At 44.2% G+C, this 18,416-nt stretch carries 16 protein-coding genes and 1 pseudogene; 15 read left to right on the top strand and 2 right to left on the bottom strand.

Annotated elements, in window-relative coordinates:
• The first annotated feature begins 312 nt into the window (after window positions 1-312).
• From ACFFJH_RS04125 to ACFFJH_RS04110, 4 genes are all read left to right on the top strand, one after another.
• Window positions 313-1,545, top strand: a complete 1,233-nt coding sequence (locus tag ACFFJH_RS04125) for a TIGR03862 family flavoprotein (RefSeq protein ID WP_390210261.1) — start codon at window positions 313-315, stop codon at window positions 1,543-1,545.
• Between the two features lie 73 nt (window positions 1,546-1,618).
• Window positions 1,619-1,840 (top strand): DUF1289 domain-containing protein, encoded by a 222-nt coding sequence (locus ACFFJH_RS04120; protein WP_390210259.1) that lies wholly within the window; start codon window positions 1,619-1,621, stop codon window positions 1,838-1,840.
• A gap of 93 nt (window positions 1,841-1,933) precedes the next feature.
• Window positions 1,934-2,983, top strand: coding sequence for a carbonic anhydrase (locus tag ACFFJH_RS04115; protein ID WP_390210257.1), 1,050 nt, complete (start codon window positions 1,934-1,936; stop codon window positions 2,981-2,983).
• A gap of 60 nt (window positions 2,984-3,043) precedes the next feature.
• Complete coding sequence (locus ACFFJH_RS04110) at window positions 3,044-3,889, top strand: Rossmann-like and DUF2520 domain-containing protein (protein WP_390210256.1); 846 nt, start codon at window positions 3,044-3,046, stop codon at window positions 3,887-3,889.
• A 92-nt stretch (window positions 3,890-3,981) separates the two neighbouring features.
• Here ACFFJH_RS04110 and ACFFJH_RS04105 read toward each other — a convergent pair whose 3' ends face one another.
• Window positions 3,982-5,451 carry a sensor domain-containing diguanylate cyclase gene (locus tag ACFFJH_RS04105; RefSeq protein WP_390210255.1) on the bottom strand — a complete coding sequence of 490 codons (1,470 nt, stop codon included), beginning with the start codon at window positions 5,449-5,451 and terminating at the stop codon, window positions 3,982-3,984.
• 351 nt (window positions 5,452-5,802) lie between these two features.
• Between ACFFJH_RS04105 and ACFFJH_RS04100 the strand changes: the two genes are divergently transcribed.
• The 11 genes from ACFFJH_RS04100 to ACFFJH_RS04050 all read left to right on the top strand — a co-directional run bounded on the left by ACFFJH_RS04100 (window position 5,803) and on the right by ACFFJH_RS04050 (window position 16,437).
• Window positions 5,803-6,816 carry an AI-2E family transporter gene (locus ACFFJH_RS04100; protein WP_390210254.1) on the top strand — a complete coding sequence of 338 codons (1,014 nt, stop codon included), beginning with the start codon at window positions 5,803-5,805 and terminating at the stop codon, window positions 6,814-6,816.
• Window positions 6,817-6,849: 33 nt separating this feature from the next.
• Complete coding sequence (locus tag ACFFJH_RS04095) at window positions 6,850-7,152, top strand: antibiotic biosynthesis monooxygenase family protein (protein ID WP_390210253.1); 303 nt, start codon at window positions 6,850-6,852, stop codon at window positions 7,150-7,152.
• Between the two features lie 244 nt (window positions 7,153-7,396).
• A complete protein-coding gene (gshA, locus tag ACFFJH_RS04090; RefSeq protein WP_390210251.1) occupies window positions 7,397-8,695 on the top strand; it encodes a glutamate--cysteine ligase in 1,299 nt (432 codons plus the stop codon).
• 100 nt (window positions 8,696-8,795) lie between these two features.
• Window positions 8,796-9,740, top strand: a complete 945-nt coding sequence (gene gshB, locus ACFFJH_RS04085) for a glutathione synthase (protein ID WP_390210281.1) — start codon at window positions 8,796-8,798, stop codon at window positions 9,738-9,740.
• A gap of 119 nt (window positions 9,741-9,859) precedes the next feature.
• A complete protein-coding gene (locus ACFFJH_RS04080; protein WP_390210248.1) occupies window positions 9,860-10,267 on the top strand; it encodes a PTS sugar transporter subunit IIA in 408 nt (135 codons plus the stop codon).
• Between the two features lie 49 nt (window positions 10,268-10,316).
• A complete protein-coding gene (locus ACFFJH_RS04075; RefSeq protein WP_390210247.1) occupies window positions 10,317-10,586 on the top strand; it encodes an HPr family phosphocarrier protein in 270 nt (89 codons plus the stop codon).
• A gap of 217 nt (window positions 10,587-10,803) precedes the next feature.
• Window positions 10,804-12,564 carry a phosphoenolpyruvate--protein phosphotransferase gene (gene ptsP, locus ACFFJH_RS04070; RefSeq protein WP_390210245.1) on the top strand — a complete coding sequence of 587 codons (1,761 nt, stop codon included), beginning with the start codon at window positions 10,804-10,806 and terminating at the stop codon, window positions 12,562-12,564.
• Between the two features lie 364 nt (window positions 12,565-12,928).
• The gene (locus tag ACFFJH_RS04065) at window positions 12,929-14,671 is read left to right on the top strand and encodes a methyl-accepting chemotaxis protein (RefSeq protein WP_390210243.1); all 1,743 of its coding nucleotides are present in this window, start codon (window positions 12,929-12,931) and stop codon (window positions 14,669-14,671) included.
• Between the two features lie 52 nt (window positions 14,672-14,723).
• A complete protein-coding gene (locus ACFFJH_RS04060; protein ID WP_390210242.1) occupies window positions 14,724-15,065 on the top strand; it encodes an energy transducer TonB in 342 nt (113 codons plus the stop codon).
• A gap of 74 nt (window positions 15,066-15,139) precedes the next feature.
• Window positions 15,140-15,484: an energy transducer TonB gene (locus ACFFJH_RS04055; RefSeq protein ID WP_390210240.1), complete on the top strand. Its 345-nt coding sequence runs from the start codon at window positions 15,140-15,142 to the stop codon at window positions 15,482-15,484.
• 122 nt (window positions 15,485-15,606) lie between these two features.
• Window positions 15,607-16,437: a branched-chain amino acid aminotransferase gene (locus ACFFJH_RS04050; protein ID WP_390210239.1), complete on the top strand. Its 831-nt coding sequence runs from the start codon at window positions 15,607-15,609 to the stop codon at window positions 16,435-16,437.
• A gap of 163 nt (window positions 16,438-16,600) precedes the next feature.
• On the opposite strand, the pseudogene ACFFJH_RS04045 reads toward ACFFJH_RS04050, so the two are convergent.
• A pseudogene (locus ACFFJH_RS04045) lies at window positions 16,601-18,225 on the bottom strand (MFS transporter).
• Window positions 18,226-18,416: the final 191 nt, after the last annotated feature.

Raw genomic sequence — 18,416 nt, 5'->3', positions numbered from 1 at the left:
GAACAGGACCGTGAAACGACTTTGCGCCGATGATAGTGCTGCAACCAGTGTGAAAGTAGGTCATCGTCAGGCTTTTATTCCGCATCGCCCCAAGTTCCTCTGAACTTGGGGCTTTTGCTTTTTATACAACCTAAAAACAACTTTGTTACATGTATTTGACGCCTTGTTTAATGTGAACTCACATTCTTAATAGCTTATTAAGCGTTAAACGTTAAGTACATCATTGTCTTGCAACCATATTCAAGACTTTTACGCAGAAAATCTGCCCTACAATAACGCATCTATTAGCCTATTTGTTTGAGTCTCCACTACATGACCAGTACAAGTCTGAAAAAAATTATCGTAATCGGTGCAGGTCCTGCTGGATTAATGGCGGCAGAGCGGGCAGTTGACGCGGGTTTCGCTGTTGATGTTTACGATGCAATGCCTTCCGTTGGGCGGAAATTTCTATTGGCTGGTAAAAGTGGGATGAACCTTACCCACGCAGAAGCGCATTCGGATTTACTCGAACGTTATAGTAATAGCTCTTTACAACTACGCGCCGCACTTGATGCGTTTCCAGCTCAGGCCATTTGTGATTGGGCATCTAGTTTAGGTGTTGCTACTTTTGTTGGGAGTTCAAAAAGAGTATTTCCTGTCGATATGAAAGCCGCGCCATTATTGCGTGCCTGGTTACATCGCCTGCGAGTCTCTGGGGTGAATTTCTTTATGCGACATAAATGGCAGGGATGGACGGAAGAGGGGCATATTTTTCAAACGTCTGAGGGGGCAAAAATAGTTCATGCAGATGCATGTATTTATGCCTTTGGCGGTGCGAGTTGGCCACGGCTGGGATCTGATGGCGCTTGGCTTAGCCCATTTCAAGCACAAAACCTGACAGTGGAACCTCTGACGGCGAGTAATTGCGGATTTGAACTTGCGTGGTCTGACTACTTTAAACAACATTTCGCGGGAAGGCCTTTAACTTCAGTTTGTGCGTCAGTTGTGAGTAGCAGTGGAATTGGAAGTAAACGTCAAGGGCAATTTGTGATTACCGATACAGGTGTTGAAGGTAGTTTGATTTACGCCCTCTCAGCAACAATTCGCAGACAAATCGAGCTGGCTGGGTACTGTGAGTTGCAGATTGATCTTCTACCAGGGCGAGATTTGTCGAGGGTGCAAAAAGAACTAAGTATGCCGCGCGGTTCACGTTCACTTTCTAGTCATTTAAGGAGCAAATTGGGACTGCATGCAATTCATACGGCGCTCATTCACGAATGTTTGCGACCAGAGCAAATTCAGGATACTGACCAACTCGCACTCGCGTTAAAAGCACTACCAATAAAATTACTGCGTGCGCGCCCGATAGAAGAGGCGATAAGTAGTGCAGGAGGTTTGCAGTGGAGTGAACTGGATGAACGGTTTATGTTGAAAAAGAAACCAGGGCATTTTTGTGCTGGTGAAATGTTAAACTGGGATGCCCCAACTGGGGGCTACTTATTGACCGCATGTTTTGCGACTGGCGTTGCGGCGGGACAAGGTGCGATTGCTTGGTTAAAAGAATGATATCGAGAACATCTAACTAGCAAACTACTAAAAGCAAGATATCGACGATAAAATAAACAAAGGAAATAGTGACGTGCCCACATCAGAATCATCAAATTTTCCATACCAAGTTGTTACTGAAGAAGATGTCCCCTCACCCTGCATCAAAGCTTGTAAAATCAATCCAGAAACGGATTTGTGTCATGGTTGCCTGCGAACCTTGGATGAAATTATTGTATGGAGTAAAGCTAATAATGCAAGAAAACTCCAAATTTGGCACTTGCTTCAAGAGCGAAAACAAGCTGTTGGAAAGTAAAACAATATCAAGACGAAAGCGTGATTTTTGAAAACCATTCAAGTTTCATTGGAGAATTGCCGTAAAGCACATAATACTTAATGGATGTCTATCATGCGAGCACGCCTCATTCTCTTAAGTCTTGTGTTGTTCAACGTAAACGCACAAGCCAATGATCCTGTTACCAAACTGGTTAAACCAGCATCCGCTAAAGAAGAGGCATCAACGCAGTCGAAAGACGAGCTTAAACCTATAAAAGAGTTAAAAAATAGCCGGGAAACAAAATCAGGTGAATTGAGTCGTCAAAAAGAAGCGCAAGCGGCTGATGAGCTAGCACTAAAGATAGCAGAACGCCTTGCCGCCATTCGCAAAGAAAAAGAAGACGTCTCTAAACCAGTCAATCGTCCCTATGTTCGTCCTTACACCATTCCAGGACGAGCGGCTTCAAGTACATCCGATAAAACAAAAAAATCAACGCACCCAATTGACGCTGCTCACTGGTCTTATGAAGGTGAAACAGGTCCCTTAAGCTGGGGAAAACTTAGCACAGCTAATTCAAAATGTGATCTGGGAGAACGTCAATCACCGATCGATATCCGCGACGGTATTAAGCTAGATTTAGACAGCATAAATTTCGATTACAAATCGGTACAGTTTTCTGTTTTAGATAATGGTCACACCATACAGCTAACGCCTAGTGCAGGTAATTATTTGAATGTGTCAGGTAAGACCTATGAGATGCAACAAATGCATTTTCATCGTCCATCAGAAGAACGCATTAATGGCAAAGGGGCGGAGATGGTTGCCCATTTGGTCCACAAAGATCGTGATGGTAAGCTAGCCGTATTGGCAATCCTGATGGAAGTTGGAGAGTCGAATAAGATTATTCAACAGGTGTGGAATAATTTACCATTAGAAAAGCATGAGGCTACCAAAGCATTGAGTAATATTGATCTTGGAGAGCTAATTCCTGCACGTCGTGATTACTATACCTACATGGGCTCCTTAACTACTCCGCCTTGTAGTGAAGGTGTGTTGTGGCTAGTGATGAAAGAGCCGATTGGCATCTCGGCTGAACAACTCGCCATTTTCGCGCGCCTCTATCCTATGAATGCTCGGCCATTACAAAAAAGCTCGGGTCGCATAATCAAAGAATCACGCTAGGCTGAGAATCTCGGCTCTGCCAAAGGCGAGTAAAATCTTAGCCATTTGAAGTCGAAAATTATGCAGAAAATTAATATTATCGGCGCTGGGCGCGTTGGGAAAAGCCTAGCGCGCTTGTTTTTTGATAAGCAAATTTTTGAAATTGCGCAGGTATATACGCGAAGTGCAGAGACCAATTTGGCGGTGCTTAAGTGGATAGGCGCAGGTATCGGCGTTACTCAACTTGCACATATAAAACCTTGCGATATCACCTTGCTCGCAGTTCCCGACGATCAATTAGCGGAGATAACTTTAGCACTTGTTAACGCTAAAGGTTTAGCCTCGAATGGGGTGCTTTTTCATTGCAGCGGATCACAATCCTCCGCCGACTTATTGACTCAAGTTCCCGCTTTAAAGCAATTAAACATTCAGCTTGGCAGTGTGCATCCGGTGCGTAGTTTTGCTGATCCAGAGTCGGTAGTCAGAGATTTTGCAAACAGTATATGTAGCATTGAAGGCAGTGCTCAAGCTTTGCAAATTTTAGAGCCGGCTTTTGTCGGTATTGGCGCTCGACTCTTAAAAATTAACCCTGATTCAAAAATGTTGTATCACGCAGCCTCAGTATTCGCCAGTAACTATTTAGTCACTCTGATGGACATTGCTATTGATGCTTATTGTGCTGCCGGTGTGCCGGTCGAATCAGCGCATAAGATGGCACAGGCACTCGCGGGGAAAAGTCTAGAGAATGTTTTTAGTCTAGGTGCGGCATCGGCATTGACTGGGCCAATTAAGCGCGGTGACATGAAAACAGTAGCGCGTCAACACGGCGTAGTTGCGGCTTGGGATGCTGAGCGCGGCGCAGTGTATCAAGCTTTTATCGCGCCAACCTTAGATTTAGCTAGGAAAATGGGTAGCGAAAAACAGTAAAAATATCTACCCATGAAATTTGACAAAAGCACCTAAAAAATGCACGGATAAGTACTTGTCCGTGCATTTTTTTACTTTCGGATGTTCTTCCCTTACTCGGAAAAATACACGCTATTGCGTCCGCTTTCTTTGGCTTGATATAAAGCCACATCGGCACGTTCAAAAACACTATCTTCGCTCTCGTGCAACTTGCATTCGGCAACGCCCATACTCACCGTTAAAGACAGCTTAGATTTGGCTAGATCAGTGGTACGTGAAAAATCGTTCGCGGCGATTGTGTTACGGAGATTTTCCGCTATCGAAGTAGCTTTTTCCAAAGTACAGTTTTTTAACAATAATAAGAATTCTTCTCCACCCCAACGGCAGATCACATCGCTTTCGCGTAAAGATCGTTTGGCGATTGCTGCAATTTCACGTAAGACATGGTCACCAATTAAATGACCGTGTTTATCATTGATTTTCTTGAAATGATCAATATCCATCAACGCGACGCAGAGTGGTTGGCGTGAGCGTTCACTATCGAGTATCGCTTGCTGAAATACAAAGTCGAAAGCTTGTCGATTGAGTAGCTTCGTTAAGGAGTCGGTTGCAGCTGATTTTTCTATACGTTTTTGATAGCGACGTACAGAAAATAAGACGATTAAGATGACTGCCAGTGTGATGCCAAAACCTATGGATGCATTGACGATTAGTAGTTTGTGTAAGGGCTGAAGTTCGCCGGCCAGATCTTGTTCGACCAGTAGGTGCCAACCTAATTCGGGTAAGAAGCGTGAGTTAACAAACACGTTATCACTATCGTTGCTGTATTCCAAATGCAAGGACTCATTTTTTGTATTATTTAATACTTGTTTGCTGATTTGATTGAGTCCGGGAATTTGATTGATATTCCCTTTCTTTTGTTTGAACGCACTTCCAGCTAATACCACATTGCCTTTTTTATCAACAAAATAAATAGTTCTTTGGAAGCGAGTTTGATAGCTATCAATCAGATGTTTCATAGTGTCGAGCGTAAGCCCAATACCAACTGCACCTATGAATTTACCGCTGTAATCGAGTACGCGATAATTGGTAAAAATCGTAATGCTATCGCGGTTAGCCAGATCTGCATCTACATTGGTTTCGTAATCTGACTTTAAATTCTTTACTCGAAAAAACCACTGATCACGAGGCTCTTTTTCCGTGACGGTCTTGAGCAGCCCGTCGCCATAATAATAATTTTTGGTCAGGTCGCTGACCAAGAAACTGGAAATCGCCTGATTTTTTGTTTTGATTTCTTTGAGATACTTGGTAATTTGTTGCTGGTCTTCTTCTCCATTGATAATCCAATCTTTGACAAAGGTATCATGCGCCATTTGGGCGGAGACAAATACCGGACGTAAGATATCTTTTTGAATCTCAGAATAGACGTTGTCACCTGTAATTGGTAAGGTGTTTTCAGATAGGCCGCGTTGTAAAGTCTGTTTTGAAACAATATAGCTAGTCGCTAGAACTGCGACGAAACCTAATACCAAAATTAGGGCAATCCATATCAATAAAACATACCGTTGTAATGATTTTTTCATAGGCTTATAGCCGGATATTTTCTATCAGAAGTGATTGAATTTGAGGGAGATGAATATCTTGCGAAGACTTACGATCATACTATAAACCTAGTATTTTTAAACCTCTTTGAGTTGAGAAAATGAGCATTTTCTCTGGCTAACAGTGTGCTACTGGTTAAAATGAAACAACCTATATTTATCGCTATCCTACCTATTTCGTACTCCATAGCTAGCATAAAACAAGTAGGCTGTTTCGCATAAAAAGGCTCATGAAGCTGCAGCCACATAAGTCATCGCTACAGTCTTTCTGTTGATTTTGTAGTAAGGCTCCATCTATAGTGGCGTTGTGTACTTCCATCACCTAGGATAATAATGACTACTCTCCATCGAATCTCTATGCCAGTCCTTGCTTCTTATGCTTGTGCAGCCTTGGCTTTATTTTTAGTCTTAAAAGTGGGTTTGTTAGTCGCCCTATTTTCAGGGTTACTTTTATATTCACTAGTCCGGTTGTTAGTTCCCACCATACAGCGCAAATTTAGTAATCAGCAGGCACGCATGATTGCGGTGGTTTTTTTGTCGGTCACGTTTATCTTCGCGATCAGTCTGGGTATTTGGGGCGTGGTGGCATTTTTGCGCAGTGATGCTGGAAATCTGCAAGCTTTGCTACAGAAACTGGCCGATTTGATTGAGTCTTCGCGTCGACAGTTGCCTGTGTGGGTGACGACTTATTTGCCTGAGGATGTTGAGTCACTGAAGCGTATCTTAACGGAGGCTTTGCGCGAACACGCTGGTGAAGCGAAGATAGTGGGGCAAGAGGCAGGGCATTTGATTGTGCATTTATTACTGGGGATGATTATTGGTAGTATGGTGGCTTTGCAGGACGCAACTAGTGTGCAGCATTACCGACCTTTTGCCGCCGCCTTGCAGCAAAGAGTCGCGATTTTGGCAGATATGTTTCATCGCGTTGTGTTTGCGCAGGTGCGAATTTCTTTGATCAATACGGTGTTTACGGGCATTTTTTTAGCGGTGATTTTGCCACTCGCTGGCGTGCATTTACCTTTAGTGAAAAGCATGATCGCAGTGACTTTTATTGCGGGTCTGATCCCGGTGGTGGGAAATATTATTTCAAATACGGTAATCGTGATTGTTAGTCTGTCGTATTCTTTGCAAATGGCGGCGATTTCTTTGGCTTTTATGGTGATTATTCACAAATTAGAATATTTTTTGAATGCCAGAATTATTGGGTCGCAGGTGAATGCTAAAGCTTGGGAATTATTAGTCGCGATTTTGGTCATGGAAACGCTGTTTGGCTTACCTGGCGTGGTCGCCGCTCCCGTGTTTTATTCTTATGTGAAGAAGGAATTAAGTGAGCGTGGCCTGGTGTGATTTTTTGTGAGTGAATGGAAAGGACAAAATAAAATGATTTTAGAATTGGCAGATATACAGATACATAAAGGGCAACAAGCGGCCTTCGACGAGGCTATCGTGCGAGGTTTGCATGAAGTCATCAGTCACGCCAAAGGGTTTTGCGGTTTTAAGGTGAATAAAGGTATAGAGTCTCCCGAACGCTATGTGCTGATGATTTTCTGGGATACTTTAGAAAATCACACCATCGATTTTCGTCAATCACCTGCTTTCGCTGAATGGCGCGGTATTGTGGGCTCTTTTTTTGCTGCACCGCCAATTGTCGAGCATTTTGATTTGTTGGCGAAATCTTCTTAAACTTAAATGTGGTGCTGAAGACAGTACAATGCGTTGTTGGGCTAGTCGGGATGCAACCGTGTCGATACTGCATAAGTTCTACTTATGAAACCATTAATTCACTTATAACTCGCAAGGCTTTGATGCCTTGAGAATGGTGGATTAGCCCCAAGCTGTAAAGATTACTTAGCGTATTTGCGTCATATTATTGTTTGCTGCGCTTACTTTTTCGTCTGTTTGTATCTATAGGTTACTAAAGTTTATTATGGTTCCTCACCTCGCTACCGCTCTGAATGGCCCTTTGCTTGATTTTGAAAAAAAGATTTTAGAGGCGACACCGTCAATAGAACGCTGGTTCCGTCTGGAATGGCAGGAGCATACGCCGCCGTTTTATTGTTCCGTCGATATGCGCAATTCGGGTTTCAAATTGGCACCGGTGGATACCAATTTATTTCCTGGTGGTTTTAACCATTTAGGTTCTGAGATGCTGCCATTGGCGGTGCAGGCATCCATGGCAGCGATAGAAAAATATTGTCCCGACGCTCGCAATTTACTTTTGATACCCGAAGGCCGCCCTTGTAATGTCTCTTACTGGCAAAACATCGCACGTCAGATGCAGATTTATCGCCAGACTGGCTTGAATGTTAGGCTTGGTAATCTCGACGAAAATTGTCAGCAAGAGACTGAAATTGCCTTGCCGGACGGTGGTAGTTTGTTGCTTGAACCTTTACAACGTTCTGCTAATGGGCGTCGTCTGGGACTAAAGAATTTTGATCCTTGCACCATTTTGTTGAACAACGATTTGTCTACTCATATTCCTAGTATTTTAGAAAACATTCACGAACAGACTTTGTTGCCACCGCTGCACGCGGGCTGGGCCAAGCGCCGTAAAACCAATCATTTTTCTAGCTACGATGACGTAGTGAAAAAATTCGCCAAAATGGTGGATATTGATCCTTGGTTGATTAATCCATTTTTTGCCAAATGCAGTGGGGTGGATTTTGAAGCGGGTACTGGTCTGGATACCTTGATGGCAACCGTCGATACCATTCTTGCCAAGATTCGTAAGAAGTACAAAGAATATGGCATTAAAGATAAACCTTTTGTGATCGTGAAAGCCGATGCCGGCACCTGTGGCATGGGCATCATGACGGTAAGGGATTCGCGCGAAGTGCGTGATTTAAATTCTAAACAACGCAATAAAATGACCGTGGTCAAAGATGGTCGCGAAGTCCACGATTATATTGTGCAAGAAGGTGTGTACACCTTTGAACAGATTGAAGAAAGTGTCGCTGAGCCTGTCGTGTATATGATAGATCGCTATGTGGTGGGCGGGTTTTATCGTGTGCATCAAGATCGTGGTGTTGATGAAAATTTAAATGCGCCGGGTATGGAGTTTGTGCCGCTCGCTTTTGCTCAGCAACATGCCGTTCCTGACATGCGAGCCAAACCGGGCACCGCAGCACCGAATCGGTTTTACATGTATGGTGTCGTGGCTCGTTTGGCTTTGTTAGCCGCGTCTTTAGAGTTGGAAAAGACAGATCCTAACCCTGAGATTTATTAGCTTATTGTGTGCGCACAACCAGCTAACAACCAGCTAACAATGGGCTGACTATTAGTTAACTATCAGCCCACTCTCACCTTATTTTTGCCCTGGATAAATGATGAAAATTGCTTTTCTTACCGATCCCTTAGCGCAGTTTAAAACTTATAAAGATTCAACTTACGCCATGATGGTCGAGGCCGCGGGACGTGGCCATCGACTCTTCGCTTTTGGCCCATCGGATATGGTTTTGGAAAGCGGCGTTGTACGAGCCGCAGTGCAAGAAATTAAATTAACCGGCGATGCAAATGACTGGTATCAATTGAGTGAGCCACAAGATCTAGGCTTGCAAGAATTCGATGCCGTCTTGCAGCGTAAAGACCCGCCATTCGATATGGAGTATATCTACGCTACCTATTTATTGGATTTGGCTGAACGTCAGGGGGCAAAAGTATTTAATAAGCCATCGGCTATTCGAGATCATAATGAGAAATTAAGTATTGCCCAGTTCCCGCAATACACAACGCCAACTTTGGTAACGCGTGATGAACAAAGGATACGTACTTTTTTCGCCACGCATCGCGACATTATTTTAAAGCCTTTGGATGGCATGGGCGGCGCTGGGATTTTTCGGATTCGTGAAGATGGTATGAATCTAGGTTCCGTGATTGAAACCCTGACCAATAATCAGACACGTACCATTATGGTGCAAAAATATATCCCCGACATTGTGCAAGGTGATAAACGCATTTTATTGATTGACGGCGCGGTAGTGCCATTTGCCTTGGCACGAATTCCACAAAACGGAGAAGTGCGCGGTAATTTGGCCGCTGGTGGTATTGGTGTTGCCCAAGAATTATCGGCCAGTGACCGAGAAATTGCGGAAAGCCTAGCGCCACAACTATCCGAACGTGGCTTGTTACTGGTAGGATTAGATGTGATTGGATCTTGTTTGACTGAGGTCAATGTCACGAGCCCGACTTGTTTTCAGGAGATATTTCAACAAACCGGCTTTAACGTCGCTGGTATGTTTATCGATGCCTTGGAAAAACGTGTTTCTGCTTGAGTGCAGATGGAAGCTGGTTTGAGGCATGATTGTTGCTTTTCCGTATGTATCTGACATAGGTCGTATCGGTAAGTATTTTGTAATTTGGTTATATATTTGGCTATGTTTGGGATAATGGAATGGTAGGCTTACTTTTAATGACGCATGCACCGCTAGGATCTGCTTTTTTGCAGGCTGCTGCGCATGTATTTCGTGGTAAGCCTGAGCATCTTGAGGCGATTGATATAGTGGCCGATCAAAATGTGGATGAAGTAAATCGTTTGGCGCGAGAGGCAGTACATCGCCTTGATGATGGCTCTGGCGTTTTGATTATGACGGATATTCTTGGTGGGACACCTTCCAATTGTTGTCGTCAGCTTGGCGAACCAAGCCAAGTGGCGGTAATCGCTGGTATTAGCTTGCCCATGTTATTGCGCGCTATTACTTACCGTCAGGATGCTTTGGATGTGGTGGTAGAAATGGCTTTGGCAGGCGGCCAGAATGGTGCCATGCGAGTAGAAAATCGAATTCGGATCGCTGAAAGTTAATATCTCCTTTTAGTGCTCTTTTTTAATTTAGACTTAAAGTGAATACGACATGATTCAGCAAGAAATTGAAATTATTAACAAACTCGGCTTACATGCGCGTGCTTCGGCGAAATTGACGCAATTGGGAGGCAAGTTTAAAAGTGAAGTTTGGCTCACGCGGAATAATCGTCGCGTTAACGGAAAGTCCATCATGGGTGTCATGATGTTGGCCGCTGGTAAAGGCAGTAAGATTTTGTTGGAAACCAATGGTGAAGATGAGCAAGCCTGTTTTGATGCGATTGCCGCGCTGATTAATGATCGGTTTGGTGAGGGAGAATAGTTCCTCTGTTTGAATGTGGCTGCGTACTTGAAAGCGCAAAAACGCCTTCAAAGCAAGTAGTTGGCAATTACTCAGCCTCATCCGTAGACTGACCGAAGTAGTAAAAAAGAAGAAATAAAAAAATCAGTAGCGCAGAATAAGAAGCGCAGAATAAGTCGTACAAAATAAGTTGTCCAAAAAAGGCGCAGCGGTTAGCGACATAAAAATGGGAGACTAAGTGGCATCTTTTACTTTACAAGGCATCCCTGTTTCGCGCGGTATTACTATAGGCCGCGCTCATCTGTTACGTCCCGCTGCGATGGACGTGAAACATTATCTGGTAGCGCAGGAACAAGTCGAAGCTGAGGTCGTGCGTTTGCAAAAAGCGATCGCACAAGTGCAGCTCGAATTGCAAACGATTTGGTCTGATTTGCCCACAGATGCCCCGACTGAGCTTGGCGCATTTCTCGATGTCCATGCCTTGATTTTGTCCGACCCTATGGTGTCGGAAGCACCTTTAGATATTATCCGTACCCGTCATTACAACGCCGAATGGGCCTTGGTGACTCAGGTTGACGTGCTGTCGGCGCAATTTGACGAAATTGAAGACGAGTATCTACGTGAACGTAAAGCAGATATCCAACAGGTAGCAGAACGGGTTTTGAAGGTATTGACCGGTACCGCGGACCAATTGCCACACGTCATCGGTGTGGATGAACGTAACGCCAACATGATCGTGGTGGCAAAAGACATATCGCCTGCCGATATGATGCAATTTCGGGATGTTGCTTTTACTGGTTTCGTGACGGATGAGGGGGGACCCAATTCACACACGGCGATCGTTTCTCGCAGTTTGGGTATTCCAGCAGTGGTTGGCTTGGGTAATGCCTCACACCTGATCGTTCAGGATGATTGGCTAATTATTGATAGTGATGCAGGGGTGGTGATCGTTGCCCCTTCACCATTGGTGATTGCACAATATCGTGATCGCCAAGCGGCTTTGCTAAAAGCCAGAAAAAAACTGCATAAACTAAAAAAGACACCCGCTGTTAGTCTCGATGGGATCGAAGTTAGCTTGTTGGCCAACATTGAATTACCTGAAGATGCACATGCGGCAATGGAGTCAGGTGCCAGTGGTGTAGGTTTGTTTCGTTCCGAGTTTTTGTTCATGGGACGTACTGGCGTTGAAACCCAGTTGCCAAGCGAGGAAGAGCAATTTCTCGCCTATCGACAAGCAGTCCAAACGATGAAGGGCAAGCCCGTCACGATACGTACTCTGGACGTTGGTGCGGATAAACCCTTAGATCACAACGATCATAATATTTTGAATCCAGCATTAGGTTTGCGCGCCATACGCTATTGCCTAAAAGAGCCGCAAATTTTTCTGACACAACTGCGCGCGATATTGCGAGCGTCAGCATTTGGTAGCGTGCATATTTTGATTCCTATGATTGCGCATGCTTTTGAAATTGATCAGTCTTTAGCGATGATACAACAGGCCAAGGACGAGCTGCGCGCGGAGGGGATTGCCTTTGATGATGCAGTTCCGGTTGGCGCGATGATAGAAATTCCCGCCGCCGCATTGAGTTTGCCGATGTTTGTTAAACGGCTCGATTTTTTATCGATTGGTACGAATGATCTGATTCAATACACTCTAGCAATTGATAGGGCGGATCATGAAGTGGCTCATTTGTACAATGATACGCATCCTGCCATTTTACAATTACTTGATATGACGGTCAGCGCCGCTAACAAGGCTAATATTCCAGTGGCGATTTGTGGTGGTATGGCGGGCGATATCAAGCTCACCAGATTGTTGATTGCGATGGGTTTTCGCGAGTTATCTATGCCGTCAGCTTTATTGCCAGAAATTAAACAAGAAATTCTTAATTCTAATATCGCTCAGTTAGAACCTATCGCCAAGAAGATTTTACGCACCTATGATCCTCGCTTAGTACAAGAAATGTTACGTGGAATGCAAGGTCAACAGTTTACGTGATGGCGACAATAAATTTGAATGGAAAGAATTTTTAATTCTGTTTCTATTCCAGAAATATGATTAGACCACAAGTAACTTGCAAAATTGCCATGAGGAAATTTTATTTCGCAAAATATTTCTTTCCTGCAGCGAAAATGCGGTGGTTTTTTACCACGTGAAGCCTTACCTTTGGGCAAAAATGGAGTATATTCTAAGCGAGCAGTTAGACTCGTAAAATAGATCGCAGGCTTTCAATTTTTGGAGCAAGAACTAATTTTCTGTATTGCTGTCAATAAATATTGCTACAAGCCTCAAGTTTCAAACGTTGAAATTTTAGACGTTTTCGTACTTTGAGAAATTTAAATCATTATTTGGCTGGATAAACATGAACTTAACTACAATGAAAGTGGGTAAGCGCCTCGGGCTCGGTTTCGCACTCGTTTTAGTCTTACTAATTGCGGTTACGACCTTGGGTATTTCAAGAATGTCATTAATTCAAGACCGACTTGAAGACATTGTGAATGTAAGCAATGTGAAAAGCCGATTGATTATCGATATGCGCGCTATTGTTTACGATCGCCAGGTGTCGTTGCGCAATTTGACGTTATTGACGGATATCGATGACATGGCCAAAGATCTGAAAAAGATCGATGAGCAATCGAAAAGCTATGGCGAGAAAGAAGCAAAATTAGCGGATATGCTAAAAAACGAGACAACTTCGTCATCCGAAGAGCGTACCCTGCTGACCAAGTTGAAAGAAAGAGAGAAGGCCGCTGCGCCATTACCGACGATGGCTAAAGAATTAGGGTTGGCTAATAATCCAGAAGGTGCAACGATCGCCCTGATTAAGAAAGTGCGTCCGATTCAAGACGAATGGCTAAAAGTGTTGGATGAATTGGTGGTGACTGAGGATAAACAAAATGCCTTAGTCGCAGAGGAAGCGCGTTCTGCATTTAGTAGCGCGCGTAACTTGCTTTTGTTGTTGGGTACTTTGGCGGTGGTTTTGGGTGTGATTGCAGCCGTAATTATCACTCGTAGTCTGTTGAAGCAATTGGGTGGCGAACCAGATTATGCTGCAGATATTGCCAGTCAAATTGCGGCAGGTGATTTATCCGGAATTATTGATACCAAGAATGGTGATACAGATAGCTTGGTTGCCGAAATGAAGACTATGCGTGATAGCTTGGTGAATATCGTTGGTCAAGTACGCGTTGGCACTGATACGATAGCGACAGCATCTCGCGAAATTGCAACGGGCAATCTGGATTTGTCCTCTCGCACAGAACAGCAGGCTAGTTCGCTGGAAAAAACAACCGCCTCAATGAAGGAATTGACGACGACCGTTAAGCAAAATGCAGACAATGCGCGTGAAGCAAATAAATTAGCAGCTTCAGCGTCCGATGTCGCGCGCCAAGGTGGTGAAGTGGTTGCCGAAGTCGTTGATACCATGAGTTCTATTAATGAATCAGCTAAGAAAATTGTCGATATTATCAGCGTGATCGATGGCATTGCTTTCCAAACCAATATTTTGGCGTTGAATGCGGCAGTAGAGGCTGCACGTGCAGGTGAGCAAGGTCGTGGATTTGCTGTGGTTGCTTCTGAAGTCCGTAGTTTGGCGCAGCGTAGTGCGGCAGCTGCCAAGGAAATTAAAACCTTGATTGGCGATTCTGTTGAAAAAGTAGAAATCGGTAGTAAGTTAGTCGGTCAGGCAGGCGCTACGATAGATGAGGTTGTCTCTAGTGTGCGTCACGTGACCGATATTATTGCTGAAATTAGTGCAGCAAGTCAGGAACAAAGCTCAGGCATCGAAGCGGTTAACTTAGCCATTATTGAGATGGATGGTATGACGCAACAGAATGCTGCTTTGGTTGAAGAAGCCGCTGCTGCTGCCCAAAGCTTACAGGACCAAGCTGGTGAGTTGGCGAAAGTGGTGAGTATCTTTAAATTGAGTGCAGCAGAAACCGCGTTTGCGAATCGTCCGGCACCAGCAGCACCGCGTCGTGTGGAGCCTGTCGCCGCGCCGAAGGCCAAGCCGAAAGCTACGGTAAAGTCTTTGCCAGCCGCCAAACCAGCACCGAAAAAAGCCACGCAATCCAAACCAAGTGAGGATGATTGGGAAGAGTTTTAATACTCAGCTGATTGGGTAGCTAAGGTCATTAATCAACCATGAGGTAACCATTATGCGATCGATGTTCGTTTTGAGTTTAGCGTTATTTGGTATTGTTTTGAATGGGCCTGCCAACGCAGCGGTGGTGAGTCCCGTTTTAGATAATAAGTCTTGTGAGACACCTAAGTACCCAAAAGCCTCTTTAATTAATGAAGAGACTGGAACTGTTACAATGGCATTTTTGATCGGTGCTGATGGTAAGGTCCTCGACTCTAAAGTCGACACCTCGAGTGGTTCAAAAAGCTTGGATAAAGCCGCGATCTCTGCGTTTAGTTTGTGTAAATTTAAGCCCGGCACAAAAGATGGTAAAGTGGAACAAATGTGGGTCAAAGTTGATTTTGTTTGGAAATTTTGAATTAGTTTGAGTTGGTTTAATTTTTTGAATTTGTTTGATTCGGTTTTTTACTAATTAATTAAAAGAGTTGGCTTATGAACGTTAAATTATCCGTAATCACATCCGGTTTATTATTAGCAGTTTCAAATCTTGGTTTCGCTGCTGACGTTGCGCCTGTCATGGACCCAAAATCATGCGAGCAACCTAAGTATCCTAAAGCTGCTTTGATGAACGAAGAAACAGGTACCGTCACGATGGGTTTTTTGGTGTCTCCTGACGGCAAGGTGGTTGATTCAAAAGTCGAGAAATCTAGTGGGTCAAAAAGCTTGGACAAAGCGGCATTGTCAGCATTAAGCTTATGTAAATTTAAACCAGGCACTAAAGATGGTAAGGCCGATCAGTTATGGGCTAAAGTCGATTTCGTTTGGAAACTCGAATAAGTCTTTAATTTGTTTTGCTTTTATGAACCCGCCAGATTGACTGAGGCGGGTTTTGTTTTTGGATAATCGTTCTTTGGTAATGGTTCTGCCTCAGACAAAAAATCTTCTTTGAAAGACATGATATGTTTTTGACGTTTATTAACGATGCCTGGCATGAAGGTAACACACCGATCTTAGGTGCGATGGACCATGCCGTGTGGCTTGGATCTTCCATTTTTGACGGTGCTAGATCAATTCGTGGGCGCTTACCGGATTTACGTTTGCATTTAGAGCGAGCGATTCGGTCTGCTGAGTTGTTGGGTCTTAATTGTCCTTACACCGTCGAGCAGATGGAAAAGCTGTGTCGCGAAGGCGTGGCAAAATTTCCTTCCGACGCTGAACTGTATATACGGCCTCTGATCTTCGGTACTGATGGATTATTGATTCCTGCGAAATCAGGGTTTGCATTGACTTTATTTGATGCTCCGCTACCTGCGTTTTCTGGTTTCTCCGCCTGTTTATCACGTTTGCAAAGGCCAGGTCCTTTGATGGCACCAACCGACGCTAAAGCTTCTTGTCTCTACCCGAATACCACTCGTGCCCTGCGTGATGCGAAAGAGCGTGGTTATGACAATGCGGTCGTTTGTGACGTCTATGGAAATGTCGCAGAATTTGCCACGGCGAACTTATTTTTTGTGGATAAGGCTGGTCAGGTGCTTACCCCAATCGCCAATGGTTGCTTCTTGTCTGGGATTACCCGGGCGCGTGTCATTGGATTATTGGCGACGCAAGGTATTAAGGTCGAAGAGCGCAGCGTTTCCCCTGATGAGCTGGCTGATGCGCAAGAGATTTTTAATACCGGAAATTTTGCTAAAGTTTTGCCTTGTACCCGTTACGAAGGCCGAGATTTACCGATCGGGCCGATCGCTACTTTAGCGAGAAAATTGTATTTGGAGTTTATGGAAACTGAATAGTTTCTGGCGGTATTCTTTCGCTAATCCTGCTTAGCATGTGCAGGATGAATGGAAGAGCGTCGAGCGCATTAAGTTTTTAAGCCCCTATAAAAAAACGCTCAATCATTTCTGATTGAGCGTTTTTTTTGTGCTGTGAATTAAGCTTTAAGTTGCTAGTGATAGCTTAATCATTAGCGTAGATATCGACATCTTTAGTCTCTTTCACAAACAACATACCAATAACGAAAGTGGCCGATGCAACAATGATTGGATACCACAAGCCGTTGTACATATTACCGGTTTGTGCCACGATCGCCACCCCAGTGGCAGGCAACAAACCACCAAACCAACCATTACCAATATGATATGGGAGTGACATGGACGTGTAGCGAATACGAGTTGGGAACATCTCTACTAGCATCGCAGCGATAGGGCCATATACCATGGTTACGTAGATCACTAAGATAGACAGAATTAAGACTATCATCGGTTTATTGAGACCCGCAGGATCAGCTTTCGCTGGGTAACCCGCAGCACGTAAGGCGTCAACTACTGATTTTTTGAATGCTGTGTCTTTTGCTTTCGCATCAGCAGCCGGTAAGCCGTCAGACGAGTAGGACTCGATGACCGTTGCGCCAATCGCGATTTTGGCTGGACCACTACCTTCTACTGTTTCATAGCTGGCAGAGTTTGCCGCCAATACTTGTTTCGCAATATCGCAAGAGCTGGTGAATTTTTTCGTACCAGTTGGATTGAATTGGAAAGAGCATTCGGCCGGATCGGCGGTGACGACGATTTTGTTTGCGGTTTGCGCTGCTGCCAAAGCTGGATTCGCTGCTTCTGTCAGAGCTTTAAACAGCGGGAAGTAAGTCAATGCCGCAATCAAGCAGCCTGCCATAATGATGGGCTTGCGACCAATTTTGTCTGACAAAGCACCGAAAATAACGAAGAACGGTGTACCAATGATCAAGGATGCGGCGATCATCAGATTCGCTGTTGCATTGTCTACTTTCAAGGTGTTCGTCAAGAAGAAGAGGGCGTAGAACTGACCTGTGTACCAGACCACTGCTTGACCTGCTGTTAAGCCAATTAAAGCCAGAATAACAATTTTCAAATTACTCCATTTACCGAAAGATTCAGTCAATGGCGCTTTGGAAACTTTGCCTTCTGATTTCATTTTGGCGAAAGCAGGAGATTCATTCATGGACATACGAATCCATACGGAGATAATCAGTAACAACGCTGATACCCAGAATGGAATACGCCAGCCCCAATCAGCAAATTGTTCTTCACCGACCGCAGTTCTCGCACCTAAGATCACCAATAAGGATAAAAACAAACCTAGTGTTGCGGTAGTTTGAATCCAAGAAGTGAAGAAGCCGCGTTTATTGGCTGGTGAATGTTCTGCCACATAAGTCGCGGCACCACCATATTCGCCACCTAAGGCCAAACCTTGCAACATACGCAGGGCGATCAATAGAACCGGTGCGGCAATACCTATCATTTCATAGCCGGGTAAGCAGCCCACGATAAAGGTCGAACCGCCCATGATGACGATCGTCACCAAGAAGGTATATTTACGACCAATCATGTCACCTAAGCGACCAAACACCAGCGCACCAAATGGACGAACGATAAATCCTGCTGCAAATGCCAGCAAGGAAAAGATCATTTGTGAGTTGGGGTCAAGTGCGGTAAAGAATTTTTTACCGATCACGGCAGCGAGCGTGCCATAAAGGTAAAGTCATACCATTCAAATACAGTTCCTAATGACGATGCGAAAATAACTTTTCGTTCTTCTTTGGTCATACCTTCTGATGATGCAACATTCGGGTTAGCCATATTGTGTCTCCTCCTTGCGGTAGTTGATTTATGTTACTTAATTTACGTGCTACAAATCCTCATATATTTATTCTCTCACCTAATAAACTATCAACTTTACTTGTAAATGACAATCGAAATTTGTCCGAAAACCTAAAAAAACTAGTTATAGTTGGCGG

The sequence above is a fragment of the Affinundibacterium danionis genome, assembly GCF_042432465.1.
In the GTDB taxonomy this organism is placed as follows: Bacteria; Pseudomonadota; Gammaproteobacteria; order Burkholderiales; family Burkholderiaceae_D; genus Undibacterium; species Undibacterium danionis.
The sequence above is the reverse complement of the archived record's forward strand: the minus strand, read 5'-3'. Positions and strand labels throughout refer to the sequence as shown.

Coding starts and splice junctions, on each gene's coding strand:
- ACFFJH_RS04125 (WP_390210261.1), top strand. CDS start 313: ATGACCAGTACAAGTCTGAAAAAAATTATCGTAATCGGTGCAGGTCCT.
- ACFFJH_RS04115 (WP_390210257.1), top strand. CDS start 1,934: ATGCGAGCACGCCTCATTCTCTTAAGTCTTGTGTTGTTCAACGTAAAC.
- ACFFJH_RS04110 (WP_390210256.1), top strand. CDS start 3,044: ATGCAGAAAATTAATATTATCGGCGCTGGGCGCGTTGGGAAAAGCCTA.
- ACFFJH_RS04105 (WP_390210255.1), bottom strand. CDS start 5,451: ATGAAAAAATCATTACAACGGTATGTTTTATTGATATGGATTGCCCTA.
- ACFFJH_RS04100 (WP_390210254.1), top strand. CDS start 5,803: ATGACTACTCTCCATCGAATCTCTATGCCAGTCCTTGCTTCTTATGCT.
- ACFFJH_RS04095 (WP_390210253.1), top strand. CDS start 6,850: ATGATTTTAGAATTGGCAGATATACAGATACATAAAGGGCAACAAGCG.
- gshA (WP_390210251.1), top strand. CDS start 7,397: ATGGTTCCTCACCTCGCTACCGCTCTGAATGGCCCTTTGCTTGATTTT.
- gshB (WP_390210281.1), top strand. CDS start 8,796: ATGAAAATTGCTTTTCTTACCGATCCCTTAGCGCAGTTTAAAACTTAT.
- ACFFJH_RS04080 (WP_390210248.1), top strand. CDS start 9,860: ATGGTAGGCTTACTTTTAATGACGCATGCACCGCTAGGATCTGCTTTT.
- ACFFJH_RS04075 (WP_390210247.1), top strand. CDS start 10,317: ATGATTCAGCAAGAAATTGAAATTATTAACAAACTCGGCTTACATGCG.
- ACFFJH_RS04065 (WP_390210243.1), top strand. CDS start 12,929: ATGAACTTAACTACAATGAAAGTGGGTAAGCGCCTCGGGCTCGGTTTC.
- ACFFJH_RS04060 (WP_390210242.1), top strand. CDS start 14,724: ATGCGATCGATGTTCGTTTTGAGTTTAGCGTTATTTGGTATTGTTTTG.
- ACFFJH_RS04055 (WP_390210240.1), top strand. CDS start 15,140: ATGAACGTTAAATTATCCGTAATCACATCCGGTTTATTATTAGCAGTT.
- ACFFJH_RS04050 (WP_390210239.1), top strand. CDS start 15,607: ATGTTTTTGACGTTTATTAACGATGCCTGGCATGAAGGTAACACACCG.